Here is a 23,828-nt window from a genome sequence, read left to right on the forward strand (position 1 = left end):
AGCTCCTCGACCTGCCGGGCGTCCAGCGTCAGGCCGCCGGCGCCGCCCCCGCCGATCAGGTAGGCGATGGGCAGGCTGCCGACGAGCAGGGTCCACTGGTCGACCTCGCTGGAGATCAGGGCGCCGATCGCGTCGTCGCCCCGGCCGCGTACCGCGAACAGGATGGCGATGATGAACTCGGGCGACCCGGACACCAGCTCTTGACGACCCGCACGTCCTGACCCTCATCCAGCAGATCTTCGACCCCGTCGCTCCGGACGGATCACTCGCCCCCGGCCCTCCGGCCCCCCCGCTGACCGCCGCCGTCACCCCATGGCCCGGCGTGACACGAGGGTGACGAGGCCGTGACGGAGCAGGGGGAAGCTGGCGCAAAGCGGGCAGCCGGGCCCCGGTTTCCGGGCTGGAGGCGTGACGTGGCGGTGTTCAAGGTCGGCGGCGTGGGCCGGTACGACCCGTACAAGAGCTTCATGTTCCGGGTGCGGTGGGACCTGACCTACGTCGCCGGGGTGTCCAAGATGAGTGCCCTGCGGCGTACCACCACGGCGGTGCGGCACCGGAACGGCGCCGACCCGTCGCGGGACCGCAAGAGTCCCGGGGTCACCAGGTACGAGGCGGTGACGCTGCAACGGGGGATCACGCTGGACACGCGGTTCGAGGAGTGGGCGAGTCTGGTGCATGCGCCGGGCAGCCCGATCGCGCTCAGCAGGCTCCGCAAGGACCTCATCGTGGACGTGTTCAACGAGGGCGGGCAGCAGGTGCTCTCGTACCGGCTGAACCGGTGCTGGGTGTCGGAGTTCCAGACGCTGCCCCAGCTTGACGCGGCCGGCGCGGCGGTGGCCATCGAGATGCTGAAGGTGGAGCTGGAAGGCTGGGAACGGGACACGCCGCACGTGGTTCACGCGGGGATGTAGCGCATGCCGGGGCAGGTCACGCTCGCGGGACAGGACTCGCTGGCCGCGCTGCGGGAGGCCGCGCTGAGCGGGCTGCGTGAGGAGGCCGGCGAGCTGGAGCAGTGCATGGCGGTGCTGGCCGCGTGCGGCCTGGATCCGCCGTCGGTGGACGTGGCCGACGGCGACCGCGTGCTGCTGCGGGCACACCAGGCGCTCACCGGCCAGGACCTCGAACTGGCCCTGCGATGCCACGCCTGCGCCGAGGTGAGCTCGGTCCGGCTGGCGCCGGACACCGTGCCTCCCATCCGGCCGCGCACCGCGCTGCTCGGCCAGGGAGGCGGGCTGCGCCAGCCCACCTACGGCGACCTGCTGGGGCTGCCCGCCGGGGGCGAGGGGCCCGCGGAGCTGCTGCGCCGCTGCGTGGTCGGCAGCCCGTCCCGGGCCCCCACGGACGCGGATTTCGAGCTGGTGGACGACTCGCTGACCGGTCCGTTGCTGTTCGGCTGCCCGGAGTGCGGGGCCGAGGTGGAGCAGGGGATCGACGTGCAGACCGTGGTGTTGCGGGCGCTGGTGCGGCTGCTGGACGAGTTCGACCTGGAGGTCCACCTGCTGGCCTCCGCCTACCGCTGGGACCTCGCCACGATCGAGGCGCTCCCACGCGCCCGCCGCCGCCGCCTCGCGGCCCTGGCCGCCGACGACCGGCGCTGAAAGCTCTTTGAACGGACGCGTACGGCTGCTGAAGGGAGCGCAGACACATGGCCACCCACGACCGCACCCACGACCGCACCCACGACCACACCCGCGACCACCACCGTGACCGCGACCATGATCGTCACGGCGACCACGACCGTGGCCACGGCGACCACGAGCATGATCGTATCCGTCATGACCATGGCCAGGACCTGCCGCAGGACGCCCTCTCCAGGGTGGCCGCCAGATCCTTCCGCCCGCCGTTACGCTGGGGCTTCGTCGAGCGTCCTGAGCCGATGCCACCCCCTGCCACCCCACATCGGTCCGGGTCCACCCCGGGGCGTGACCCCGCACAGGCCCCGCAGGCGCCGGCATCAACCCAGGGCGGCCTTTCGCCATGGTTCCCCGCCGGTGTAGCGCTTTCGCACGGAGAGGAGCCACGACCATCGGACCCCTGGTCGGGTGGGCGCGGAGGGCGAAGTCAGCGCGGAGGGCCGGGCCAGCGCGGCGGGCGGGGCCAGCATGGAGGGCGGAGCCGGACCACGGACGGAGCGCCCGCACGGGCTCGGCGGGTGCCCTCGACGACGCCCGCCGATGAGGCCGCCACGTTCCTTGATCGCACGGCTCCGGCTGGGCGGGCCCGACGGGCCGATCTGGTGGTGGAGCGGTCGCTCGCGGTCCCGCATCCGACCTCGGCCGAGCAGAAGGCCGACCGGATCCCGGAGGTGACGTGGACGACGGAGGCGACTTGGACCGCCGAGGCGGGCTGGACGGCGGACGCGAGTTGGATCACGGGAGCAGAACGTACGTTCGCGGGCAACGACCGCCCCATGGGCGATCCGCCGAACACGAGCGACTCGCCGGCCCGGCCCCCCGCGCACGAGTCGTCCACCCCCGCACTCGCACGCAGCTCGCCCGCCCAGGTGCCCGCAGGCAAGTCGTTGACCCTGAGGCCCCAGGGCAAGTCGTCCGCCCGGGCACTCGCGAGTGAGCCGCACTCTCGGGCACCCGCAGGCGAGTCAACCAGCCGCCCCCTCACCGGCGACTCGGGGCCGTCGCTCGCCTGGGCTGACGTGGGGCTGTCACTCACCAGGACACCCATGGCCGACGCCTCCGACGGCGACCGGCGGTCACCACCAACCCATGACGAGGCCAGGTGCGACAGCCAGGCCACGTGCGACCGGCGGGGCACGTGCACCAGCCGCGTCATGTGCCCCAGCCCAGAACCTCGATGACCACGCCCGAGGCGACCACTCCTGTCATGCCACAGTCCCGCCGGGAATGCGCTCCGCCGCCTCGGGGACCTCCCGGGGTACGGAGCCCACCGGCTCCCCGGCGCGGAGCCGGGGCGTGACCCCCACCGGAGGGCTGCGCGGATGGTTCGTCGAGGCGATCGTTCCCCCGGGAGAAGACCGGCACGCGGGGCATCCCCGGCTGGAGCGTGTCCCTTCACTTTCATCAGACGGGCAGGCGGGGGAATGTTCCATCCGCTCGGGCACCAGGCCACCCTCCAAGACCGGGGAGAGGGCGATGCGTTGAGCAGGGACGCGGCTGCCACCAGGGTGCCACACAGCCGCGAGGTGCCCGGCCCCGCCGGCCCTGGAGGCTAGCGGGCAGGCAGGCTGCCGAGCGCGTTCCGGACGGCGGCCACCAGGGTCGCGGCCCTCGGGTCCGGCGCGTTCGACTGGATGCGGTTCATGACATAGCCGAAGGCGAGGCCGGTCTCCGGGTCGGCGAACCCGATCGAACCGCCGTAGCCGGGGAACCCGAAGGCGGTGGGGGAGTACCAGAACGCGTCCGGTGTCGGAAGGCCGAAGCCGGTGCCCACCCGTACCGGCACGCGCAGGACCCGGTCGAGGCCGGCGACCTGCTCCGCGACGGCGGCGGCCAGGGTGGCGGGCGTGAGGATGCGGTGCCCGTCGACGTCGCCGATGAGCGCGGCGTAGAAGCGGGCCAGCGCACGGGCCGTGCAGATGCCGTTGGTGGAGGGCATTTCGGCGGCCTGCTCGTCGGGGTCGTTGTGGTCCAGCGGGGGAGTGACGACGGTGAATGCGCGTACGGTCAGCGACGTCGGGTCGGCGTAGGCGGCCATGACCTCGCGGGCGGGCGCCGGCAGGCCGTCCAGGTCGATCTCGGCCAGCGCGGCGAAGTCGGGCGGGGTGGCGATGATCCGGCTGACCCGGTGCCGCTCGGCCTTGGGCAGCCCGATCCACAGGTCCAGGCCGAGCGGCGCGGCGATCTCCTCGGCGAGGTACGTGCCGATGCTGCGGCCGCTCACCCGGCGGACGACCTCGCCGACGAGCCAGCCGTAGGTGATCCCGTGGTAGCCGTGCGCCGTGCCCGGCTCCCAGCTCGGGCGCTGGGCGGCCAGGGCGGTCACCATGGGTTCCCAGGCGATGGCCTCGGCCGGGGTGATCGGATGGTCGATGACGGGCAGCCCGGCCTGGTGGGTGAGCAGCCACCGGACCGGGATGCCCTCCTTGCCGCCCGCCGCGAACTCGGGCCAGTAATGGGCCACGGGCGCGTCCAGGTCCAGCTCGCCCCGCTGGGCCAGCAGGTGGGCGCAGGCCGCCGTGACGGCCTTGGTGGTGGAGTAGACGACCTGTAAAGTGTCGCGTTCCCACGCGCGGCCGGTGTCGGGGTCGGCGATGCCGCCCCACAGGTCGACGACCTGGTGGCCGTGCACATAGACGCTGACCGCCGCGCCTGTCTCCTGGCCGCCGGCCAGGTTGGCCGCGAACGCCTCGCGTACTGCTTCGAATCCCGGTGCGGTGGTCCCGCCGATTTCGGGCATGCGTCATCGCCTTCTGGTTCGTGAGGTGGGTCGGTGAACGGGGAGGGCGGCGCTCAGCGGCGCCATTTCCCCACGAGCCAGGCGCAGAGCTCCTGCTCGGTCATCTCAGGAAATTCGATGGCGAACGTGGCGAGCGCCCGCATCGCCTCGTCGCGGTCGAGGCCGCGGGCCATCGCTTCCTTGAGGTATTCCTGGCGCGCCAGCGAGGGCCGGCCACCGCCTGCGCCCCGGCCGGGCAGGCTGTCGCGCCAGCGCACGATGTCGCCGAGCCGGTCGGGCCGCCAGCCGGGAGCGCCGTCGACCTCGACGTCCGGCTCGGGGAACGGGTGGTCGGAGCCGTCGGGATAGCGGGTGCGCCACTTGTGCACCGCGTGTCTGCTCACGCCCAGCGCCTCGGCTATGCCAAGCACACCGAGATAGCTTTCGGGCATGGGCGCACCTGCCTGTCTGTCCGGGCCTCCTTCGCGGATCTCCAGTCCTACCACTTCCGACGGCGCGCTCCCGCGAGCGCATAAACATAGTCTCGTATAGAGACGATGTTTGCAAGCCTCGCCCGGCGAGCCGTCAGCGCCGGGGCAGGTGCACCTCGGTCCCGGCGCCGGTGAAGACCAGCGCGGCGTGGGCACCGACCCGATCGGGGACGACCCCCGGGTCGCCGCCGAGCTTCCGCCCGGTACGGGCGTCGAGCACGAACGTCCCGCCCTCGCCGACCGCGTAGGCCACGTCCCGGAAAACAGCCTCGACCTCCGCCTTCCAGTCCGGGCCGTCACCGGCCGCCCGGCGCCACAGGATCTCGCCGGTGTCGCTCACCGCGATCATCCCGTCCTGCTTCGAGGCGCACAGCACGACGCTTCCGCCCGCGCCGTGACCGCAGTACATCCGCTTGGTGAGGCCGTCGTCCTTGGACAGCGCGAAGTCACCGGTCGCGATCTCGATCAGCCGCGCCTGCTTGCTGTCGTCCTCCAGCTCGGCCAGCGGCCCGCCGGTCTCCTTGGTCGCCCAGGTGACGCCGGCCGGCACCTTCTTGTGCCACAGGTCGCGTCCGTCGGCGATGCCGACCCCGGCCAGCGAATACGTCTGATCCGGCTCCACCCGGAAGCCGAGCAGCGCCTCGTCGTGCCCGTCGACCAGCCAGAAGCCCGGCCGCTGCCACAACACGCGCGGCTCGTCCAGCGCGACCGCGAAGGCGCCCCTCGGAGCGCCGTCCTCCGTCCAGGTGACGGCCACCTTGTCGGCGTCGGCCGACACCAGGAGCGCGCCGAGCTCACCCGCCGGGTCACCGTAGATGTCGACCGGCAGCCGCCAGATCACCTTGCCGTTGTCCGCCCGCGCCACGATCACCTCGAACCCCGCCTGCGCCGCTCCGCCGTCCTGACCGATCTGGACCGGCACGACGGTGAACATGGCAGGCACGCCGCCGACCCGCACCGGCTCCGGCTCCGTGACGCGATCGCGCAGCAGCCCGGCCTGCTTGCGGGTCAGCTCGCCCGGCGCCGGCACCTCGTAGGTGGGGGTGTTCTGGACCCTGATCTCGGTGACCGGTCTGCCCGTGGCCAGGTCGTACACCGTCACCCCGGACGCGTGCGAGAACCAGGCGGCGCGCCCGTTCAGGGTGATGGTGGGGAAGTCCACGCGACCGGTCGGGATGACGTGCGCCGCCTCGGGCTCGAACGCCAGGGGCGCCGGAGCGTTCGGATCGCCGACGAGGTCGAGGACCTCCGCAGGGCGTTCGGCCCGGGGGGTGGCCGAAGGTTCGGGATCGCCGCCGGTGCCCGCGCATGCCACCAGGACCGTTGCGGCCAGAACGACGACACCTGCACGTACGGGACATCTCATTCGGTTCTCCGCAGTCCGTGGCTGGGCGCGCCGCCGGCCCGGGCGAGCGCGCGTCTCGGGGAGCCACATCGGACCACGGGCGGCCCGGGACCGGTCCCCCGCGGGGTGCCCGGGCCGCGCCGGGCGAATCTTCGCCCAAGACCTGCGCCCGGAAGCGCAGCCCCCGAGTAGCCCCGGCTCCGGCGCGGAAAGCCCTTGTTGACCACCGGCGCCACCCGGGGGGCCGCGTCATCACCTTCTTGGCCTCCTGACATGCGCCGGAACGCCGCACCAGCCCGCCGCCGATCTCGGCAGCCGGCTTCCCGTCACGAGCATGCACGTGACGGGAATGGCCGGCTCGGCCTCTGAATGCGATCATGATTGGACGTCGAACTCGACGCCCCAGTGCCACTGGCGTGACCTGCGTCCGGGGGCGAGGACCCCGGCGAGAGCTCATCTCGCCACCTGCCGCGAGGTTTGCCGCTCTGCTGCCAGGCGTGCCGGAGGTCGCAGCTCCCATTCGCGCGCCCTCATGGCGATCTTGCCGCTTCCGATAGGAAGGACCGGTTCCGCGCCGGCCCACTCGGCGCGCTGGTATGGGCTCGATCCGGCAGGCTGCCTGTGTCGTCGGGGTCACCGACTACAGCCTCTCCGTCAACCGGCTCTTCGCTGGATCCTCGTGTCGCCTCCGGAGTGAGAACCTCCTCACCGGCCCGATCCCCCAAGCTGACCGGCGGGACAGAGGCCCGGGCATTAGCATGGGTCGCAGTGAGGGGAGTAGGCCTTCGCGACAGCCTCGTCATCACGGTGCAGCCCCGCTCCAAGGGGCCCCCGGGGCTGCCGGTCCTGATCTCCTGAGCCTGGCTCAGGTGCAGGGCGACCGAGACCTCCGGCTTATTTGGCATGCGTGCCAAGGCCGGAGGTCCTCCTTGGAGATGGCAGGAGCCCACTGGCTTAGGCAGGCCGGCGGGAAAGGACCCTCGCTTCGTGCACGCGTTCATCGAGGTAGCTGGAGACATTGCCGGTGTGTTCGGAGTGCTTCTCAGCCTCCCCGGCTCGATCATCGCTCTGAAGCACCTCAAGCGGCTTCAAGAAGGCGACAAGCAGGTCGCCCCCGGCGACGATCAGGAGATCACCGATCGGTAGGTGCGCCCCAGGGCGTCAAAGTCCTGCCGGACCCGGCGGCATGGTGACCTGTCATCACGACCGCCATGCCGCCGGGCTCCGGCACGACCTGCGTCCCCAGCGGCAACGGCTTCGATCGGATTCATCCGGCATCACGCCATCCGGGGGACCGGGGCGGCGATCCACTGTTCGTCCGCCCCTCCGGTTTCAGCGGAGTGAAGGACGGCCTCGGCGAGCCGGCCGAGGTCGGCGACGTCGGGGTCTGTGACGGCGAGCAGGGCGACGGCGGCGGGGCCTTCTCGGGATCGGCGAGCAGTTGTTGTTCCAGCCGGGCGGAGTCTCCAGGGCGCCCCGCCTCGCCGTCGTCGCGAGAAACGGCGCGGTGCCGACGTTCTCCTCCGTGACCGTCATCACGGATACTTGACCGATCATTCCAGATAGCCATAGCGTGTTCTCATGGCTCGTGTCAGGGAGTTCGACACCGAGGCCGCACTGGAGGCGGCCATGTCCGCCTTCCGCCGGAGGGGATACGAGGGGACCTCGGTGCAGGACCTGGTCGATGCCACGGGAATCGGGCGCGGATCGTTGTACGCGGCGTTCGGCAGCAAGGAGGGCCTGTACCTGGCGGTCATGGACCGCTACCGCGAGCAGTACGCGGTTCCGCTGGTCGAACTCCTCGACAGCGGCGCACCCGCACGGGATCTGATCCGGGCCGTGCTGGTCGGCGTGGTGGACGAGATCGTCGGCGACGGAGAGCGGTTGTCCTGTCTCATCGTCAGCGCCACGACGGAGCGGCTGCCTCATGACCCCGATGTCGCCAAGCGCGTACGGGCGACGACCTCGTCGCTGGAGGACGCGCTGACCGAGCTGATCCGCAAGGCCCAGGCGAGCGGTCAGGTCACCAGTGCTCGCGAGGCGACAGACCTGGCGCGATTCCTTCTGACGAGCGTCCACGGGCTGCGCATCATGGGCGCGATCAATCCCGACCGGAGCTCCCTGACGAACATCGCGGAGGTGGCCCTGGGCTGCCTCGATTGATTTTTCACGCCCAAATTCTGTAATGATCATTCAAGATTTTTGGGTGGCGGCGCCAAGGGCCGTCATCGAGATCACCGGCCCTGAAGAGGCCACCGGGATCTGGAGCATGCACGACTACGTCGCCTTCCCCGACGACGGCGGCGCCCCGAGGGGCATGCACGGCTACGGGCGCTACCACGAGCGATACGTGCGGGTGGACGGCCGCTGGCGCATCCACACCACGAGATTGACCCGTCTGCGGATCGACCCCTTCGAAGGAGGCATTCCCGATGTGTGAGCGTTCGGCGGCTTCGCGGTCCAGGTGGCCAAGGCGGAAGGGTTGCGCGTCGTCGCCGACGCCTCGCCGGCCGACGAGGACCTCGTCCGGTCTCTGGGCGCGGACCTCGTCGTCGCGAGGGGCGACGACGTCGGAGCCCGCATCCGCCAGGCCGTACCCGAGGGTGTGGACGGACTGGCCGACGGCGCTCTCATCGAGAGGTCCGTGGTGGCAGCGGTGCGTGACGGCGGAGGCGTCGCCACGCTGCGCGGCACCGGAGCTTTCGGCACACCTGAGCGCGGCATCGCCTTTCACACCGAGTACGTCCCTGACTACCGCGGCCATGCGGACAAGCTTGATCAATTGCGACACCTGGCGGATACCCGCGCGGTGACCTTGCGGGTGGCGGGCGTCTTCCCGCCCGACCGGGCGCACGAGGCCCACCGCCTCCTTGAAGCCGGCGGCGTCCGGGGACGCCTGGTCATCGAGTTCTGAGACCGCCCGCCGGCCGTACAGGCGGACCCCCGCGTCCCGCCCTTTCTGCACGTTTCTGCGTATTTGAGCACCCGGTGGTCCGTCACGTCCGCGATCTGGTCGCGAACGGCTACGTCGGCCAGGTGCTCGGCACCACGCTGATCGGGTCGGGTCTCTCTTGGGGAGCGGAGACCGGCAGCGCCCACGCCTACATCTTCGACGCGGCCAACGGAGCGACGCTCCTGACCGCAGCGGGCATGCACGCCCTCGAGGCGGTGAACTTCGCGTTGGGGGACTTCACCGGAGTCTCGGCCAACCTCGTCAACGGCCGCAAGGAGGTTCGGGTGGTGGATGAGGGGACCACGATCCCGGTGACGACGGCCGACCAGTTGTCCGTCACGGGGACGCTGGACAGCGGCGCGGCCGTGTCCTTCTTCTACCGCGGCGGCTTCTCACGCGGCGACAACCACGGATCTCCCGGGTGCGGCCGCTACCGGGCGGTCAGGCGGCCGCGGAACTCGGCGGTCGCGCTCTGGACCAGCCGGTTCAGGTGCTCCAGCTCGTCCTCGGTCGGCTCGCGGCGCAGCTTGACCTGGATCGCGAAGTCGTCGTTCTCGATGGTCACGTCGAGTGCCTCGAGGAGATCGCGCGGCAGCCGGTCGAGCACGAACTCCCGGAACGCCGCCGCGACCGCGTCCTGGACGTTGCCGCACCCGCACGAGCGGCCCTCCACGATGGCGCCGAGATGGCTGCGCCCCGTGATCGCGTCGGGGTGCGCGACGTCCAGCATCGACAGCCCCGCCGCCACCACGTGCCGCGCCTCGGACAGCCGTTCCTCGTGCTGCAGGAACAGCCCGAGCGCGACGCGGGAGCGGCCGAGCATCTCGGGGTCGCTGCCGAGCTCGGCCGCGGCCACGGCCTCGCGCAGCTGCGGCTCCGCCTCGGCCGGCCGGCCGGCGGCCGACAGCGCCAGCCCCCAGTTGCGCAGCACCTGGGCGCTGAGCTCGGGGCGGCCGATGCGCCCCGCCCGGGCCCGCGCCTGCTCGTACGTCCGCAGCGCCCCCTCCAGATCACCGGCGTTCTCCTGGGCCAGGGCCAGTCCGAGTGTCGCCATGAGGGCGTCCTCCGCCCGGCCCTGCCGGTCGTAGGAGCCGAGCACCTTGCCGATCGCCGCCACCCGCCCCGTCTCGTCCCCGGCGTCGTGACTGATGTTGGCCAGGTGGGACAGGGCGTTGAGCGTCGCGTGGTGGTCGGGGCCGAACCGCGTCTCCATGGCCGTGACCAGGTGGGTGAGAAGCGCCTTGCCGGCCACGGGATCGTGACCGGTCCGGCCCGTCACGGCGAGCGCGATCTGCTCGACGACCCCGTCCGGAAGCCGCTCCAGGTCGGAGAAGGCCGGTTCGCCGCCGCCCGCGGCCATGACGATCTCCGCCTTCGCCGCCAGCGCGGTGGCGACCCGCTCGTGGCCGGCGCGCCAGAAGATGCCGATCGTCTCCTCGATGACCTGGCGGGCCTGGGCGGCGTGGCCGCGCCGGAGCAGGACATCGGCCAGCGGCTCCAGGCCGAAGGCGTAGCCGGGATGCTCGCGGCCGTAGAAGTCCTGCCGCTCCCGCAGGTTGTGGCGCAGCTCGGCCTCGGCCTCGTCGAACCGGCCGGCGGCGGCCAGCGCGGTGCCCAGATTAAGGCGGTACGTCAGGTGGTCCCGGTACCTCTCCTGATCGCCCATGGGCGGGTTGGAGCACGCGCTGCGGAAGTGGCCCACGGCCCGGTCGAGCTGCCCTGAGCTGAACAGGAGGTTGCCGAGGTCGCACTGGGCGGAGGCCCATTCCGCGCTTCCGTGGCCGTGTCTCTGCTCGACGGCCCGCAGCTCCCGCGACAGGAGCTGTTCGGCGTCGATCAGCCGGCCCTCCTGCAGCAGGCCGAAGGCGATGTCGACTGACGTGGGTGATCCTGACATAGGCGGGAGTATAGAGATCGAATAACGACATTTCGTGATTTCGTCAACGGGTGCCTCCCACCGATCCGCGGTCGCGCCCCACCATGTCCGGCTCCGTGTCCCACCGCCTCACGGGGTCATGCTGACCGTGCTTCATTCGACCGCTTGCCCCCGCCAGGAGCGGTCTTGTCAGTCCGCGGACCTGACCGATAGGACTGTCCGTGTGGCTGATCAACGGAACTTTGCGCGTATCGTCGTGGCGGTCTCCTCGGTCGTGGTCGCCGCTTGCGCGGTGGCGGTGACGATCAAGGCGATGAACACGGACGTCGTCCCGGTGCAAAGGGTGCTGGACCAAGAGGCATTGGAGCGGCAGGTGATTGACCAGGTCGGAGAGCCCGGTAGCCAGCTGACCTGCCCTGCTTCCATCGTGGTCGAGGTAGGCAACCAGTTCGAGTGCCGGCTCTGGCGCGCCCCCAACAAGCGGGTTGTGCGGGTAACGGTTGTTAGCGACCAGGGCGAGGTCTCGGCGTCGTCCATTGGCTGACGGACCCGCTCCTGGCCCGGGCTGCCCGGATAGATGAGGGCGCGCCCGTGGACTTCGCCGTCGATGCCGGCCCGCGCCGCCACCCGGATGTCCTGGACCACCCCAGCCGGGTGATCGTACGCGGCTGGTCCGCTGACGCCCAGGGCGAGCCCGGCCCTGCCTTCAGGGTCCGGCCCCGCGTCAGCGCCCGGCTCTGCGGAAGATCCCGAACTCGACCAGAAGCCCCAGCACCGCGCCCCCGCCGAAGGCGAGCAGCTCGCCGAGGCCCATGCCCTGACTCCGGCTGGTCAGCAGGGTGACGAGCACATTGGCGACGATCATGCCCAGGACGATGAGCAGCACGAGCCGGCCCTCCTGCCAGCCCGGCACTTGGGTGTGGTCCGCTCCCTCGGCGTGGTTGTCGCTCATGGCACAAGGCCCCTTCCCGGCGGGGGCACACCCCGACCAGTAGACAGGCTACAGGTTCTTGATCTGCCGCCTCGCGGGGGCAAGCATGGTCGGAAAGCCGGGGCGACGACAGGGAGACGTTCGGCGTGAACGACCACAGCGAGGACGCGCGCAAGATCCGGCGCCCCACCGAACCCGGGGCCGGCCCGGTCCGGCGCGCCGGCGACGGCACGTGGCAGGTTCGCGGCCACGCGCAGGCCCGCACCGTGCTCCGCAGCGACGTCACCGTCCAGGCCGGGCTGGGCATCGAGACCGTGGAGAAGCTGCCCGCCGGGGTCCGCCGCCCCGTTCTCTACCGGGACGGGCCCGAGCACCGTGAGGACCGCCGGCAGACGGCGAAGTACTTCACGCCCCGCCGCGTGGACGAGCAGTACCGCGACCTGATGGCACGGGTCGCCGAGGACCGGCTGGCCGAGCTGCGAGCGGCGGGCGAGGCGGCGCTGCCGGAGCTGAGCTTCGGCATGGCGATCCAGGTGGCGAGCGCGATCATCGGCCTCACCTCCAGCCGGCCGGGGATCCGCGGCAGGCTGGAACGCTTCTTCCCGGAGAAGTTCGGCAGGCCCGGCCTGACCAGCCCGCACGGGATCTACTGGATGGTCAGGCAGAACGTCAACTGGCTGCGCGTCTACCTGGCCGACGTCCGCCCGGCGATCCGCGACCACCGCCGCGAGCCGCGCGACGACCTCATCACGCACCTGATCGACCAGGGGTGCTCCGATGCCGAGATCCTCGGCGAGTGCCTGACCTTCGCCGCGGCCGGCATGGTGACCACCCGGGAGTTCATCTGTGCCGCCGCCTGGCACCTGTTCACCGACGAGGCGCTGCTGGAGCGCTATCGCGCGGCCGACGAGCCCGCCCGCCTCGCCGTCCTGCACGAGATCCTGCGGCTGGAACCGGTGGTGGCCAGGCTGCGCCGGCGCACCACAGCGGCCCTCGAACTGGACGGCGCCGGCGGGCCGGTCACGGTGCCCCCGGGCGCGCTGATCGAGGTGTACGTCGACGCGGCCAACACCGACGCCCGAGCCGTGGGCGCCGAGCCGCTGTCGATGTGCCCGGGCCGCGCCATCGACGGAGGCGTCGGCGCCGCGGCGCTGTCCTTCGGCGACGGCCCGCACCGCTGCCCTGGAGCGGGCATCGCCATGCTGGAGACCGACGTCTTCCTCAGCCGGTTGTTCGCCATGGACGGCGTGCGGATGGCGGCGGCACCCCGGGTGACCTTCGTCAACGACATCGGCGGCTACGAGATCCGCGGCCTGAGGGTCGCCGCCGGGGGCGGGAACGACCTCTGCTCCATCGGTCGGCCGTGATCGTCGTTTCGTCGCAGGAGACGGTGCCGCATGCCACCGGCGGAATCCAGGTCGTGTCGTGCCGTCCCGGGCTCTCCGGCCGAGGTTAGCCTGGCGAGGTGAGCATGATCGCTGGCAGCTTCCCGCTGGGCCCGGAGTCCGGCCGGCTCCTGGTCCACACGACCCGCACCGGGCTGGGCGCGAAGGCCGGCCACGACCTGACCATCGAGGCCACCCGCTGGAGCGGCGTGGCCATGGTGGACCCCGCCGCCCCGGCCGGCTCCTCGGTGACCGTCACGGTCGACGCCGACGCGTTCGAGGTCCTGGAGGGGACCGGCGGCGTCAAGCCGCTCACGGACGGCGACCGCCGGGAGATCGAGCAGAACATCCGCCGCAAGGTCCTGCACACCGAGCGCCACCGGGAGATCACGTTCCGGTCCACCCGGGTCGAGGGGACCGCGGAGTCGTTCCGCGTCGAGGGCGAGCTCACCCTCGCCGGGGCCACCCGGCCCCTCACCGTGCAGGGCACGCTGGCGGAGGGCCGGGTGCGCGGTTCGGCGGTCATCGTGCAGAGCCGGTGGGGGATCCGGCCCTACTCGGCGCTGCTGGGCGCGCTCAAACTCAACGACGAGGTGGAGGTGCGGTTCGACGTCGGTCTGGCGCCGCGGGAATGACGTCGGAGGCCAGCGGCTGGGGGAGGCTCCAGGATGGTCCAGGTCCGGCCGTCCTGGGAGTCATGCAGGCTGCTCCGACGAGGCTGTGCGAGCCGCGCTGCAGCGCGGGGCCTCGGGTGACGGCGGCGCCGGCGTCGCGGGCCGGCAGGTGGGGACGGCCGGAGACGCCGGCGGGCGGTTCGGGCGGGAATCCGGTCCCTCGTGACAGACTGCGAGTATGACCCACACCCATGGTGAAGACCCGGCGTGTGAGGCGGCCCACGGCAGGACGCCCGCCGAGGGGACCGGGCGGACGCTGGTGGCGGTCTTCGCGTCCCCGGTGGCCGGCTGCCTGCTGAGGTTCGGCACCGAGCTCGGCTTCCGCCCGATCCTCCTGGAGCCCGACCCGGAGCGTCACCTGCCCGGGTTCACGGCGGTGAACGAGCTCGGCGACTACCTGGACGCGACGGCCGACGTGGTGCTCACCGACCATCACCGGGAGGAGATCGGCCCGATCCTGCGCGACCTGCTCAAGTCGCCTGCCCGGTGGATCGGCATCATGGGCAGCCCCCGCCACACCGGGCCACACGTGCGGGCGCTGGCCGACCTCGGCGTCCCGGCGGAGGAGATCGCCCGGGTGCACCGGCCGATCGGGCTCAACATCGGCTCGCAGACCCCTCCGGAGATCGCCGTCGCCACCCTGGCCGGCCTGATCGCCGACCGCAACGCCCGCCCCGGCGGTTTCACCTTCTGACCCGCCCGGCCGGCCTGCGGCTCGAAGGATTCGAGGAGCTGAGCGACTTCCGGGCAGGATGCCGGCATGATCACCCCCAGCCCGCTTCGTCGATGCTCATGGTTCCTCTCCGGCGGGATCAGCCAGCAGGCCGGCATGCTCGCCGCTCCGGCCACGATCGTCTTCGTCCTTCATATGCACGCCCAGCGGTCGTACGGCGAGAACGGACTGGCCTCCCTGATCTCCCTGCTGCTGGCGTGGCTGCTGGCCCTGCCGGTCGGCGTCCTGCTCGACCGGGCGCGGCGCGGTCCGGCGCTGACGGTCGCGGCCCTGATGAGCGCCGTGACGCTGGCCCCGTTCGCGGGCGCGGTGTGGCTGGACTCGCTCACCGCCCCGCACCTCCTCCTGGCCGTCGTCCTGCTGCCGGTGCCGTGGAACGCCGGCGGGCTCGGCAGGGACGCCTACGTGCCCGCGGTCGTCGGGCGTGCCCGGCTGGTGGTTGACCTGCTGTGTAGGGGTGGCCACGGGCGGCCGGAATGGTCGGGAGTAGGCTAAAAAGTGGTTCTGGCACAGAAGGAGTCCGGGGGGATCATGAATGTGCCACCGACGGGGATGTGCTGTTCGGAAGCGGTCGGGGGCTGCGCTCTGGCGGTTGGGGACGAGGCTTTCGCGGGCCGACCGTAGGAGAGTACGGCATCGGCTTGGTTGTTTCGGCTGGTTGGTTCGCCAGTTGCGGGTTGAGTGATGAACGCGCGGAGCCGTCGCGGGCTGCCTGATCTGCTCGGGGAGTCCCGCCGGCCGCTGCGGGTGCGTGAGCACCCCAACGCGGCGTGGTTCGCTGTGGGAGCGGTGTGCATCGGCGCGTTCATGGGCCAGTTGGACGCCAGCATCGTCACGCTGGCGTTCCCTGCGCTGCAACGAGAGTTCGCTGCCTCGCTGGCGGCGGTGCAGTGGGTGTCGCTGGGATACCTGCTCACGCTTGTGGCCTTGCTGGCCGGGGCGGGCAGGGTAGCCGATACGGCGGGCCGCAAGCTGATCTATCTGTACGGCTTTGTGGTGTTCACGGCGGCGTCCGCTGCCTGCGGGCTGGCGCCATCGCTGGCGGCGCTGGTGGGTTTCCGCCTGGTGCAGGCGGTCGGGGCCGCGATGCTTCAGGCCAACAGCGTGGCGCTGGTGGTCTCCAGCCTGCCACGGGCGCGGGCGCGGGCGGGGCTGGGGTTGCAGGCGGCGGCTCAGGCGCTCGGCCTGGCCTTGGGGCCGGCGCTGGGCGGGCTGGTGGTGGGGACGCTCGGCTGGCGATGGGTGTTCTGGATCAACGTGCCGGTCGGCCTGGCCGCCATCGTCGCGGGTCATTACCTGCTGCCGCGTACCCGCCGGCGCCGGCGGGTACGCCGGTTCGACCTGGCTGGGCTGGCTCTGCTCGCCATCGCGACCACCTGTCTGCTGCTGGCGGCCTCGGTGATCTCCGGCCTGGCTTTGCCGCTGTGGTCGTTGCCCGTCCTGCTGACTGTTGCCGCCGCGTGCGGGGTCGCCTTCTGGCTGTGGGAGCGGCGGGCGCCGTCCGCGCTGATCGACGTTGGATTGTTGCGCAGCCGGGCGGTGGCGGCTGGGCTGGCGGGTGCGTTGGGCGGCTATCTGGTGCTGTTCGGCCCGCTGGTGCTGGTCCCCCAGGTGCTGGTGGCCGGCGGCATGGGTGAGCTGAGCGCCGGCCTGATCCTGACGGCGTTGCCCACCGGATTCGCGCTGGCCGCGTTGGGCGCGGAGCAGGTGCTGCCCGCGCGATGGAGCAATCGGCTGCGGTGCGCGACGGGTGCCGTGCTGGCCGCGGTAGGGGCTGGGCTGCTGGCCCTGTCGCCGGGCCAGGTAGGACTCCTGGTGGCTTGTCTGCTGGTGATGGGTACTGGACTGGGCACGTTCATTCCTGCCAACAACAGCGTCGTCATGGTCGCGGCTCCGGAACAGGTGTCGGGCACGGCCGGAGGCATGGTGAACATGGCCCGCGGCATCGGGACGGCGTTCGGCATCGCGGCGGTGACCTTGGCGCTGCATCTGGCCGGCGCCTCCTACCTGGTGGGGGCACGGGCCGCGCTGGTCGTGCTCGCGGCGGTCGCCGTACTGGCCGCGTTCACCGCGTTCGGCGCGCCGCCCGGCCACGATCACCACGGCACAGCCCCTGAGCTTTGACGACTGCGAGGGGAGGAACACGATGGCGACGAGCTTGACACCGCACAGTCTCGCCGGGTCGGCGGCTTCAGCCGGGCTGGTGCTGGCCGACACCGTCGCCCGGCTACGGCGGGCGATGCGCCGCGCCGCCCGCGCCGCCGATCCCGACTGCCCGTTGACGGTCGCGCAGCTTGAGGTGCTGTCCTGCCTGGCAGCAGCACCGGGTGCCCGTCCCAGCCAACTGGCTCGCCATCTGAGGCTCTCCCCGAACTCGGTCACCACGCTGGTGAACGCCTTGCACGCACGTGGCCTGGTCACGCGGTCGCGGGCGGCGGTTGACGCACGCGCGTTCGCGCTGTCTCTCACCGCCGACGGACAGAGCGTGCTGGCGCGCTGGAGGCGTACCAATGCCGTCCTCGTCCACACCGCACTGACCGGGCTCGAGGAGAACCACCAGCGCGTACTGGCCGAGGCGATACCCGCGCTGGACGCGCTGACCCGCGCCATCGACACGCTCGCGGACGCTCCGCCCTTCATCAGGGAGGCTGATGATGACAACACCATGGCTGCCGGCCGATGACCCTCAGAACCGAGCACGCCAGGCGACCCAGAACCGGTGCCTGGCGGCCGCCACCGCGCTGGTGGCCGGACTGGTGATGCTGACGGTCGGCCGCAATGACGTCCTGCTGGCGGCGGGGGCGCTCAGCCTGGCCATCGCCGTGCTGCTCGGCGCGTACGCCTACCGCCACCGCTACCAGGCGCACGGGGGATCACCACCCCGCCACCTGGCCGCACCCGACCCACGCTTCTTCCTGCTGACCGCGGTGCTCGCCCTCACCGTGGCCATCCTGACGGGAGCCAGCCTGCTCATCCAGTGAACAGCCGCCCCGGCCGCCGACGGGGCAGAGCAAGGGGGGGATCGTGAGCGACGCAGCCTCGCCCAGGGGCCTGTCCTCGGCCAGAGCCCGGGACCTGCTCGCGCAGGTCGGTCCGAACATGGTGCCGGAGCAGCGGCCTCGACTGGCCGCCCGTATTGCCGCGAAGCTGTGGGCGCCGGTGCCGTGGATGCTGGAGATCACGATCGCGCTGGAAGTGGCGTTGGGCAAGTGGCTGGAGGCCGCCGTAGTCGCCGTGGTGCTGGCGTTCAACGCCGGCCTGAGCTTGGTGCAGGAAGGCCGCGCGCAGGCGGCCGTGGGGCTGCTGCGCCGCGCTCCACCAGGCGCTCAAGGACCGGGGGGAACGGCGTCACTGAGCGGTACGGCCACCGGCGGTCCCGGTCACAGGCCGCGGAGGAACTCTTCGAGGATCTTGTTGTACACGTCCGGGCGTTCCACGTTGGGGTAGTGCGCGGTCCCGTCGATCGAGGTCGCGCGGCCGTCGGCGACGGCGCCGGCGAGGCGTTCGGCCATGCCGATGTGGTCGGGGGAGTCGAGGGCGCCGTGGACGGCCAGCACGGGCACGCCGATCGTGGGCACGCGCTCCCAGGTCTCGCGCACGCCGACGAGGTGGTGGGGCTCGTCGCGGGTGTGCTTGGCCATGGTGGCCCGGGCCGTCCGCCGCAACCGGTGCACGACCCGGGGGTCGAGGTCGTCGAGGGTGCGGTACGGTCCCGCGGCGAAGGCCATGAACCCCTCGACCGAGGCGTCCAGGTCCCCGGCGGCCATCGCCGCGTGCCAGGTGGCCATGCTCCGGGTGGTCCAGGGATCGGTGAAGTACGGCTCGCTGGTCCCGGCGCCGCTGACGACCACGGCGCTGACGAGGTCGGGGTGCTCCAGGGCGGTGTCGACCGCCAGGCTCGCCCCCATGGAGAGGCCCACCAGCACCGCCGGCCCGGTGTCCAGGTGGCGCAGCAGCGCGGCGAGGTCGTCGGTCAGCCGGTACGGGCCGGTGGCGTTGGGGGAGCGGCCGTGGCCGCGGGCGTCGGGGGCGATGACACGGTGCCGGGCGGCGAGGCCCGGTATCTGGTCCTCCCACATGCCGTGGTCCAGGAAGCCGCCGTGCAGCAGGACGAGGGGCCGGCCGGCGCCGGCGTCGAGCCAGAACAGGTCAGTCATGACAACCAAGGTGTCATTATTGGCGCGAAATGACAACACAGGTGTCATGATGGTGGGGTGAGCGAGACAGGCCGCGACCCGGCGCCCGGAGCGCCGACCGACCGGCTCGGCGAGGTGTTCGACCTGGTGGGACCGCTGTATCGGCGGGCCTACCGCAAGGTGGAGCAGGACGCGCCCATCGAGGGACTGCCGGTGGGCGTCCGGGCCGTGCTGAACATGCTCCGCGAGCACGGGCCCATGACCGTCCCCCAGATGGGCCGTGCCCAGGCGCTGAGCCGCCAGTTCGTCCAGCGCATGATCAATGACGCGGCCGCGCGCCACCTGGTCGAGTCCGTCCCCAACCCGGCGCACAAACGCTCCTCGCTCATCCGGCTCACCGAGGAGGGCCGGGCCGCCATCGACGCCGTGATCGACCGCGAGCGCGCGGTGCTGCGCCGGATCGGCGGTGACCTGACCGACGCCGAGATCACCGCCTGCCTCCGCGTGCTCTCACGCCTGCTGCGCCACCTCGACGACATCGACATGGACTAGCGGCCTCAGCCCGCGAAGGGCCGCGAGGGCCGCGTCAGGTGAGGGTCTCGCCGCCGTCGACGGTGATGACCTGACCGGTGACGTAGTTGTTGGCCATGAGGAAGAGAGCCGAGGCGGCGGCCTCCTCGGCGGTGCCGAAACGGCCGAGGGGGACGGCCGATCCGGCGGCGGCGATCGCGTCGTCGGAGTCCGTCCCCGCCGCCGAGCGCAGGAGCGGGGTGTCGATCCGGCCGAAGCGGATGGCGTTGACCCGTAGCCGGGCGGGGGCGAGCTCCACGGCCAGGGCCCTGGTGAGGGTCTCCACGGCGCCGACGGCCGACAGCGGGGCCGACATCCCGGGAGCGGGGCGGGCCACGAGGATCCCCGAGCTGAACGTGAGCGAGCCTCCGGCGGGAAGCCGGGCCGCCGCGGCGCGGGCGGCGGCGAAGGCCCCCCAGAGGCGCGAGTCCAGGGCCGCGCGGATGTCGTCGGCCGACAGCGCGGTCAGCGGGCCGGCGCCGGTGATGCCGCCCGCGGTGACGAGCACGTGATCGGCGTGCCCGGCCCGGTCGAAGGCCGCGGCGAGGGTCTGCTCGTCCCCGCCGTCGCCGGGAACCTCCAGGACGGCGTCGCCGGGGTCCCCGGCCGGGCCCGCGGCGCGTACCCGGGCGGCGGCGGCCTTCAGCCGGTCGGGGTCGCGGCCGATCAGCACGACGCGGGCGCCGACCGAACGCAGCAGGACGCCCGCCGCCAGCCCGATGCCCGAGCTGCCGCCGACGAGGACGGCGGTCGCGCCGGAAAGGGCGCCGGGCAGCGGCGAACGCACGGGGATGGGAGTCGCAGTGCTCATGGGAAGAGCCTTCCAGGAAATAAACCAACTGGTTTGTTTAGCTGTCCCCGCTGATCCTGCAGTGTGAACGGCGCGGAGTCAACTGGATGGTTTAATTTGTCCATGGCCTATGACGCGGAGGACACCAAGCGGCGGATCTTCGACGCCGCCGCCATCGAGTTCGCCGAGCACGGGCTGGCGGGGGCCAGGGTCGACCGGATCGCGGCCGCCGCCAAGGCCAACAAGCAGGCCCTCTACCTCTATTACGGGAGCAAGGAAAAGCTCTTCGCCGCCATCCTGGGGGCCAAGCTGGAGGAGGTCGGCCGCTGCGTCACCATCGATCCCGACGCGGTGGCCGAGTCGGTCGGGCAGATCTTCGACTGGTACCGGGAGCATCCGGAGCTGATCCGGCTGGTGCTGTGGGAGGCGCTGGAGGGGGGCGGTCAACCCGACGCGTACGAGCGGGGGCTCCGTGACGGTTTCCGGGCGAAGGCCGGCGTGCTCGTGGACGGGGGCGTGGCCCGGCACCTTCCCGAGGGCGCACGCCTCCGCGCCGCTCAGGACCTGGTGTTCACCATCATGAGCCTGGTCGCCTGGAACTTCGCGGTGCCCAGGACGTGCCGCGCCATCCTGGACGAGGAGACCGAGCAGGCCGCCTTCGCCCGCCGCCGCGAGACCGTGATCGACGTCGCCCGCAGGCTCGCCTCCCCGGCCGAGCCCCGGGAGTGAGGCCGGCCGGCCTTCCCGGCCCGTTCAGCCGGCATCGGGGACGCGGCCGCGCACGCTGGCCGCCGCCGGGACCGTACGGCACGTTCGCGGCGCGGGTCCATCCGGTCCGATGAGCGCGCGGCGGGGCCCGGCGATGCTAGGTTCTCCGCACGTGACGACTCAGCCCTCTTCCCTGGCCGAGGTCCGCGCCCGGATCGACGACATCGACGGCGAACTGGTCCGGCTGCTGGCCGACCGGCAGGCCCTGGTCCGGCGCGCGGCCGCGTTCAAGACCGACGAACAGGCCGTACGCGCTCCCGGCCGCGCCGAGCGTGTCGTGGCCGCCGCCCGCGAGCGCGCCGCCCACGCCGGGCTGTCCCCGGAGGTGGCCGAGGCCGTGTGGCGCGCCATGATCGGCGCCTTCATCGCCCTCGAACTCGCCGAACACCGGGCAGGCCCGCCCGCCGCGGACCGGCAACCGTGAGCATATAGTGATCTACATTGTAAAGGCGCTCGGTCGGTGGTGCCGCACGGCCGATGCCGAACCCACCACAAGCGCCCACCGGGGGTCGGCCTGGGATCGGTGGGCGATCGCTGAGCCGGAGGGGGCCGAGGGGTGGAGCTGACCGGTGCGTTGGGGGAGGCCGGCTGGGAAGCGCATCGTCCCGCGGTGTTCGGGGCGGCCTACCGGATCCTCGGCGCCGTGGCCGAGGCCGAGGACGTGACCCAGGAGGTCTGGTTGCGTGCCGCCGCCGCCGACCTGTCCGGGGTGCGGGACCTGCGGGCCTGGCTGGTGACCTTGGCCGTCCGGACGTCGTACAACGTGCTGAAGTCGGCGCGCGTCCGGCGGGAGTCCTATGTCGGCCCCTGGCTGCCCGAACCCCTGCTGACCGGGCCCGACGCCGCCGTCCGGGTGCTCATGGACGAGTCGGTGAGCACCGCGATGCTGGTGGTCATGGAGACGCTCTCGCCCGCCGAGCGGGTCGCGCTGGTGCTGCACGACGTCTTCGGCTTCCCGTTCGACCGGATCGCGGAGGTGCTCGGAGGGACGCCCGCCGCCGGCCGCAAGCTCGCCTCGCGGGCGCGGGTCACGGCGGTCCGGGAGCGGCCCCGGGCCTCCAGGGCCGAGAGCGTCGGGACAATTCCAGCCAGGCGACACCCCGACCCCCACGACGACGGGCGATCATTTCCGCGGGAACCACCAGGCCGCGCGAGTGCCGGGCCGTCCATGCCCCCTGACCGGCCACTCCGCCGGGGCGCGGTGGGGTCCGTGCGGGTGCGGCGGGGTGAATACACTAGTCGAACGTGACTTCCAAGCCGCGTATCCCCGATGTCCTGGCCGCTCGTTACGCCTCGCCGGAGCTGGCCCGCCTGTGGTCTCCCGAGTACAAGATCGTCGCGGAGCGGCGGTTGTGGCTGGCGGTGCTGCGGGCCCAGGCCGGGCTGGGGGTGGCGGTGCCGGATGGTGCGATCGACGACTACGACAAGGTGATCGAGCAGGTCGATCTGGACTCGATCGCGGCACGCGAGCGGGTCACCCGCCACGACGTGAAGGCCCGCATCGAGGAGTTCAACGCGCTGGCCGGGCACGAGCAGGTGCACAAGGGCATGACCTCGCGCGACCTGACGGAGAACGTCGAGCAGTTGCAGGTGCGCGACAGTCTGCTGCTGGTGCGCGACCGGGTGGTGGCGTTGCTGGCGCGGCTGGCGAGCCTGGCCGAGGAGCATCGGGCGACGGTGGTGGCCGGTCGCTCGCACAACGTGGCGGCGCAGGCCACGACGCTGGGCAAGCGTTTCGCGACGGCCGCCGACGAGCTGCTGGTGGCCCATCGGCGGCTGGAGGAGCTGATCGCCCGTTACCCGCTGCGCGGGATCAAGGGCCCGGTCGGCACCGCCCAGGACATGCTGGACCTGCTGGGCGGTGATCGGGGCAAGCTGGCCGAGCTGGAGGGGCGGGTGGCGGCCCATCTGGGGTTCGCGCACCGGTTCACGAGCGTGGGGCAGGTCTATCCGCGGTCGCTCGACTTCGAGGTGGTGACGGCGCTGGTGCAGCTGGCGGCGGCACCGTCGTCGCTGGCCAAGACGATCCGGCTGATGGCCGGGCACGAGCTGGTCACCGAGGGGTTCAAGGAGGGGCAGGTCGGCTCGTCGGCGATGCCGCACAAGATGAACACCCGCTCATGCGAGAGGGTCAACGGCCTGGCCGTGGTGCTGCGCGGTTACGCCTCGATGGTGGGGGAGCTGGCCGGCGACCAGTGGAACGAGGGTGACGTGTCCTGCTCGGTGGTGCGCCGGGTGGCGCTGCCGGACGCGTTCTTCGCCTTCGACGGCCTGGTGGAGACGATGCTGACGGTGCTGGACGAGTTCGGCGCGTTCCCGGCGGTGATCTCGGCCGAGCTGGACCGCTACCTGCCCTTCCTGGCCACGACGAAGATGCTGATGGCGGCCGTACGGGCGGGGCTGGGCCGGGAGCAGGCACACGAGCTGATCAAGGAGCACGCGGTGGCGGCGGCGCTGGCGATGCGCTCGCGGGGGGCCGCCAACGAGCTGCTCGACCGGCTGGCCGCCGATGAGCGGTTCCCGCTGGACCGGGCGGGGTTGCAGGAGCTGCTGGCCGACCGGGTGTCGTTCACCGGGGCCGCGGCCGATCAGGTGGCGGCGGTCTCGCGGCAGGTGGGAGAGATCGTGGCGGCCCATCCGGCGGCGGCCGCCTACCGTCCGGGTGCGATTCTGTGATTCGCGAGCTGCGTACCGCGGATGAGGTGCGGTCGGCGTGCGGGGACGACGATCTGCTCATGTGGGCGGCGCAGGGCCTGGCGGGCGGGGCGCGGGCGTGGGCGCTGGGTGAGGCGGTGGTGGCGGGCGGCTGAGGTGTGGTGTCCT

At 72.0% G+C, this 23,828-nt stretch carries 29 protein-coding genes and 1 pseudogene; 23 read left to right on the plus strand and 7 right to left on the minus strand.

Going from position 1 to position 23,828, the window contains the following annotated elements; translation table 11 throughout:
* The first annotated feature begins 66 nt into the window (after window positions 1-66).
* From ABGB18_RS05275 to ABGB18_RS05290, 4 genes are all read left to right on the plus strand, one after another.
* Window positions 67-204, plus strand: coding sequence for a hypothetical protein (locus ABGB18_RS05275; protein WP_347694176.1), 138 nt, complete (start codon window positions 67-69; stop codon window positions 202-204).
* A gap of 209 nt (window positions 205-413) precedes the next feature.
* A complete protein-coding gene (locus tag ABGB18_RS05280) occupies window positions 414-911 on the plus strand; it encodes a phage tail protein (protein ID WP_347694177.1) in 498 nt (165 codons plus the stop codon).
* Between the two features lie 3 nt (window positions 912-914).
* Window positions 915-1,598: a hypothetical protein gene (locus tag ABGB18_RS05285; RefSeq protein WP_347694178.1), complete on the plus strand. Its 684-nt coding sequence runs from the start codon at window positions 915-917 to the stop codon at window positions 1,596-1,598.
* 554 nt (window positions 1,599-2,152) lie between these two features.
* The gene (locus ABGB18_RS05290; protein WP_347694179.1) at window positions 2,153-2,815 is read left to right on the plus strand and encodes a hypothetical protein; all 663 of its coding nucleotides are present in this window, start codon (window positions 2,153-2,155) and stop codon (window positions 2,813-2,815) included.
* 371 nt (window positions 2,816-3,186) lie between these two features.
* Here the strand turns inward: ABGB18_RS05290 and ABGB18_RS05295 are convergent, their stop codons facing one another.
* The 3 genes from ABGB18_RS05295 to ABGB18_RS05305 form a co-directional block, all read right to left on the minus strand.
* Window positions 3,187-4,374 (minus strand): serine hydrolase domain-containing protein, encoded by a 1,188-nt coding sequence (locus tag ABGB18_RS05295; protein ID WP_347694180.1) that lies wholly within the window; start codon window positions 4,372-4,374, stop codon window positions 3,187-3,189.
* A 53-nt stretch (window positions 4,375-4,427) separates the two neighbouring features.
* Window positions 4,428-4,805 carry a hypothetical protein gene (locus tag ABGB18_RS05300; protein WP_347694181.1) on the minus strand — a complete coding sequence of 126 codons (378 nt, stop codon included), beginning with the start codon at window positions 4,803-4,805 and terminating at the stop codon, window positions 4,428-4,430.
* 133 nt (window positions 4,806-4,938) lie between these two features.
* Window positions 4,939-6,210, minus strand: coding sequence for a hypothetical protein (locus ABGB18_RS05305; protein ID WP_347694182.1), 1,272 nt, complete (start codon window positions 6,208-6,210; stop codon window positions 4,939-4,941).
* A gap of 966 nt (window positions 6,211-7,176) precedes the next feature.
* On the opposite strand from ABGB18_RS05305, the gene ABGB18_RS05310 reads away from it, so the two are divergent.
* From ABGB18_RS05310 to ABGB18_RS05325, 4 genes and pseudogenes are all read left to right on the plus strand, one after another.
* Entirely contained in the window at window positions 7,177-7,335 is a 159-nt protein-coding gene (locus ABGB18_RS05310; RefSeq protein ID WP_347694183.1) for a hypothetical protein, read from the plus strand.
* Between the two features lie 435 nt (window positions 7,336-7,770).
* Window positions 7,771-8,352, plus strand: a complete 582-nt coding sequence (locus ABGB18_RS05315; RefSeq protein WP_347694184.1) for a TetR/AcrR family transcriptional regulator — start codon at window positions 7,771-7,773, stop codon at window positions 8,350-8,352.
* A gap of 43 nt (window positions 8,353-8,395) precedes the next feature.
* On the plus strand, window positions 8,396-8,629 hold the full coding sequence (locus tag ABGB18_RS05320) for a nuclear transport factor 2 family protein (RefSeq protein WP_347694185.1): 234 nt from the start codon (window positions 8,396-8,398) through the stop codon (window positions 8,627-8,629).
* 18 nt (window positions 8,630-8,647) lie between these two features.
* Window positions 8,648-9,103: pseudogene (locus ABGB18_RS05325) on the plus strand (zinc-binding dehydrogenase); the annotation flags it as partial.
* Window positions 9,104-9,572: 469 nt separating this feature from the next.
* Here the strand turns inward: ABGB18_RS05325 and ABGB18_RS05330 are convergent.
* Entirely contained in the window at window positions 9,573-11,039 is a 1,467-nt protein-coding gene (locus ABGB18_RS05330) for a tetratricopeptide repeat protein (protein WP_347694186.1), read from the minus strand.
* Between the two features lie 202 nt (window positions 11,040-11,241).
* Between ABGB18_RS05330 and ABGB18_RS05335 the strand changes: the two genes are divergently transcribed.
* The gene (locus ABGB18_RS05335; RefSeq protein WP_347694187.1) at window positions 11,242-11,562 is read left to right on the plus strand and encodes a DUF4333 domain-containing protein; all 321 of its coding nucleotides are present in this window, start codon (window positions 11,242-11,244) and stop codon (window positions 11,560-11,562) included.
* 180 nt (window positions 11,563-11,742) lie between these two features.
* Here ABGB18_RS05335 and ABGB18_RS05340 read toward each other — a convergent pair whose 3' ends face one another.
* Window positions 11,743-11,970: a hypothetical protein gene (locus tag ABGB18_RS05340; protein WP_347694188.1), complete on the minus strand. Its 228-nt coding sequence runs from the start codon at window positions 11,968-11,970 to the stop codon at window positions 11,743-11,745.
* Between the two features lie 125 nt (window positions 11,971-12,095).
* On the opposite strand from ABGB18_RS05340, the gene ABGB18_RS05345 reads away from it, so the two are divergent.
* The 8 genes from ABGB18_RS05345 to ABGB18_RS05380 all read left to right on the plus strand — a co-directional run bounded on the left by ABGB18_RS05345 (window position 12,096) and on the right by ABGB18_RS05380 (window position 18,188).
* Window positions 12,096-13,316, plus strand: a complete 1,221-nt coding sequence (locus ABGB18_RS05345; protein WP_347694189.1) for a cytochrome P450 — start codon at window positions 12,096-12,098, stop codon at window positions 13,314-13,316.
* 104 nt (window positions 13,317-13,420) lie between these two features.
* Window positions 13,421-13,969, plus strand: coding sequence for a YceI family protein (locus ABGB18_RS05350; protein ID WP_347694304.1), 549 nt, complete (start codon window positions 13,421-13,423; stop codon window positions 13,967-13,969).
* A gap of 217 nt (window positions 13,970-14,186) precedes the next feature.
* A complete protein-coding gene (locus tag ABGB18_RS05355; protein WP_347694190.1) occupies window positions 14,187-14,702 on the plus strand; it encodes an XdhC family protein in 516 nt (171 codons plus the stop codon).
* Between the two features lie 66 nt (window positions 14,703-14,768).
* Window positions 14,769-15,236, plus strand: coding sequence for a hypothetical protein (locus ABGB18_RS05360; RefSeq protein ID WP_347694191.1), 468 nt, complete (start codon window positions 14,769-14,771; stop codon window positions 15,234-15,236).
* Window positions 15,237-15,425: 189 nt separating this feature from the next.
* Window positions 15,426-16,865, plus strand: a complete 1,440-nt coding sequence (locus ABGB18_RS05365) for an MFS transporter (RefSeq protein ID WP_347694192.1) — start codon at window positions 15,426-15,428, stop codon at window positions 16,863-16,865.
* A gap of 22 nt (window positions 16,866-16,887) precedes the next feature.
* Window positions 16,888-17,424, plus strand: coding sequence for a MarR family transcriptional regulator (locus ABGB18_RS05370; protein ID WP_347694193.1), 537 nt, complete (start codon window positions 16,888-16,890; stop codon window positions 17,422-17,424).
* Entirely contained in the window at window positions 17,393-17,722 is a 330-nt protein-coding gene (locus ABGB18_RS05375) for a hypothetical protein (RefSeq protein ID WP_347694194.1), read from the plus strand. The genes ABGB18_RS05370 and ABGB18_RS05375 overlap by 32 nt, the downstream gene beginning before the upstream one ends.
* A 43-nt stretch (window positions 17,723-17,765) precedes the next feature.
* On the plus strand, window positions 17,766-18,188 hold the full coding sequence (locus ABGB18_RS05380; protein WP_347694195.1) for a cation-transporting P-type ATPase: 423 nt from the start codon (window positions 17,766-17,768) through the stop codon (window positions 18,186-18,188).
* Here ABGB18_RS05380 and ABGB18_RS05385 read toward each other — a convergent pair.
* Window positions 18,122-18,898, minus strand: coding sequence for an alpha/beta hydrolase (locus ABGB18_RS05385; protein WP_347694196.1), 777 nt, complete (start codon window positions 18,896-18,898; stop codon window positions 18,122-18,124). The two genes, ABGB18_RS05380 and ABGB18_RS05385, sit on opposite strands and share 67 nt — an antisense overlap.
* A gap of 57 nt (window positions 18,899-18,955) precedes the next feature.
* Here ABGB18_RS05385 and ABGB18_RS05390 point away from each other — a divergent pair, with 57 nt between their 5' ends.
* Window positions 18,956-19,429 carry a MarR family winged helix-turn-helix transcriptional regulator gene (locus tag ABGB18_RS05390; protein WP_347694197.1) on the plus strand — a complete coding sequence of 158 codons (474 nt, stop codon included), beginning with the start codon at window positions 18,956-18,958 and terminating at the stop codon, window positions 19,427-19,429.
* 34 nt (window positions 19,430-19,463) lie between these two features.
* Here ABGB18_RS05390 and ABGB18_RS05395 read toward each other — a convergent pair whose 3' ends face one another.
* Window positions 19,464-20,258 (minus strand): SDR family oxidoreductase, encoded by a 795-nt coding sequence (locus tag ABGB18_RS05395; RefSeq protein WP_347694198.1) that lies wholly within the window; start codon window positions 20,256-20,258, stop codon window positions 19,464-19,466.
* 102 nt (window positions 20,259-20,360) lie between these two features.
* Here ABGB18_RS05395 and ABGB18_RS05400 point away from each other — a divergent pair, with 102 nt between their 5' ends.
* The 5 genes from ABGB18_RS05400 to ABGB18_RS05420 all read left to right on the plus strand — a co-directional run bounded on the left by ABGB18_RS05400 (window position 20,361) and on the right by ABGB18_RS05420 (window position 23,815).
* A complete protein-coding gene (locus tag ABGB18_RS05400) occupies window positions 20,361-20,966 on the plus strand; it encodes a TetR family transcriptional regulator (protein WP_347694199.1) in 606 nt (201 codons plus the stop codon).
* A gap of 151 nt (window positions 20,967-21,117) precedes the next feature.
* On the plus strand, window positions 21,118-21,429 hold the full coding sequence (locus ABGB18_RS05405; RefSeq protein WP_347694200.1) for a chorismate mutase: 312 nt from the start codon (window positions 21,118-21,120) through the stop codon (window positions 21,427-21,429).
* A 132-nt stretch (window positions 21,430-21,561) separates the two neighbouring features.
* Window positions 21,562-22,254, plus strand: a complete 693-nt coding sequence (locus ABGB18_RS05410; RefSeq protein WP_347694201.1) for a sigma-70 family RNA polymerase sigma factor — start codon at window positions 21,562-21,564, stop codon at window positions 22,252-22,254.
* Entirely contained in the window at window positions 22,251-23,681 is a 1,431-nt protein-coding gene (gene purB, locus ABGB18_RS05415) for an adenylosuccinate lyase (protein WP_347694202.1), read from the plus strand. Before ABGB18_RS05410 ends, purB begins: the two co-directional genes overlap by 4 nt.
* On the plus strand, window positions 23,678-23,815 hold the full coding sequence (locus ABGB18_RS05420; protein WP_347694203.1) for a hypothetical protein: 138 nt from the start codon (window positions 23,678-23,680) through the stop codon (window positions 23,813-23,815). Before purB ends, ABGB18_RS05420 begins: the two co-directional genes overlap by 4 nt.
* Window positions 23,816-23,828 lie beyond the last annotated feature (13 nt).

It is taken from the genome of Nonomuraea sp. B12E4 (genome assembly GCF_039871825.1).
GTDB lineage: Bacteria > Actinomycetota > Actinomycetes > Streptosporangiales > Streptosporangiaceae > Nonomuraea.

Bases quoted from the DNA above. Each gene is read 5' to 3' on its own strand.
- ABGB18_RS05355 (WP_347694190.1), top strand. From the start codon at position 14,187: ATGACCCACACCCATGGTGAAGACCCGGCGTGTGAGGCGGCCCACGGC.
- ABGB18_RS05385 (WP_347694196.1), bottom strand. From the start codon at position 18,898: ATGACTGACCTGTTCTGGCTCGACGCCGGCGCCGGCCGGCCCCTCGTC.
- ABGB18_RS05285 (WP_347694178.1), top strand. From the start codon at position 915: ATGCCGGGGCAGGTCACGCTCGCGGGACAGGACTCGCTGGCCGCGCTG.
- ABGB18_RS05330 (WP_347694186.1), bottom strand. From the start codon at position 11,039: ATGTCAGGATCACCCACGTCAGTCGACATCGCCTTCGGCCTGCTGCAG.
- ABGB18_RS05350 (WP_347694304.1), top strand. From the start codon at position 13,421: ATGATCGCTGGCAGCTTCCCGCTGGGCCCGGAGTCCGGCCGGCTCCTG.
- ABGB18_RS05370 (WP_347694193.1), top strand. From the start codon at position 16,888: ATGGCGACGAGCTTGACACCGCACAGTCTCGCCGGGTCGGCGGCTTCA.
- ABGB18_RS05340 (WP_347694188.1), bottom strand. From the start codon at position 11,970: ATGAGCGACAACCACGCCGAGGGAGCGGACCACACCCAAGTGCCGGGC.
- ABGB18_RS05295 (WP_347694180.1), bottom strand. From the start codon at position 4,374: ATGCCCGAAATCGGCGGGACCACCGCACCGGGATTCGAAGCAGTACGC.
- ABGB18_RS05300 (WP_347694181.1), bottom strand. From the start codon at position 4,805: ATGCCCGAAAGCTATCTCGGTGTGCTTGGCATAGCCGAGGCGCTGGGC.
- ABGB18_RS05305 (WP_347694182.1), bottom strand. From the start codon at position 6,210: ATGAGATGTCCCGTACGTGCAGGTGTCGTCGTTCTGGCCGCAACGGTC.
- ABGB18_RS05360 (WP_347694191.1), top strand. From the start codon at position 14,769: ATGATCACCCCCAGCCCGCTTCGTCGATGCTCATGGTTCCTCTCCGGC.
- ABGB18_RS05400 (WP_347694199.1), top strand. From the start codon at position 20,361: ATGGCCTATGACGCGGAGGACACCAAGCGGCGGATCTTCGACGCCGCC.
- ABGB18_RS05315 (WP_347694184.1), top strand. From the start codon at position 7,771: ATGGCTCGTGTCAGGGAGTTCGACACCGAGGCCGCACTGGAGGCGGCC.
- ABGB18_RS05375 (WP_347694194.1), top strand. From the start codon at position 17,393: ATGATGACAACACCATGGCTGCCGGCCGATGACCCTCAGAACCGAGCA.
- ABGB18_RS05365 (WP_347694192.1), top strand. From the start codon at position 15,426: ATGAACGCGCGGAGCCGTCGCGGGCTGCCTGATCTGCTCGGGGAGTCC.
- ABGB18_RS05275 (WP_347694176.1), top strand. From the start codon at position 67: ATGGGCAGGCTGCCGACGAGCAGGGTCCACTGGTCGACCTCGCTGGAG.
- ABGB18_RS05395 (WP_347694198.1), bottom strand. From the start codon at position 20,258: ATGAGCACTGCGACTCCCATCCCCGTGCGTTCGCCGCTGCCCGGCGCC.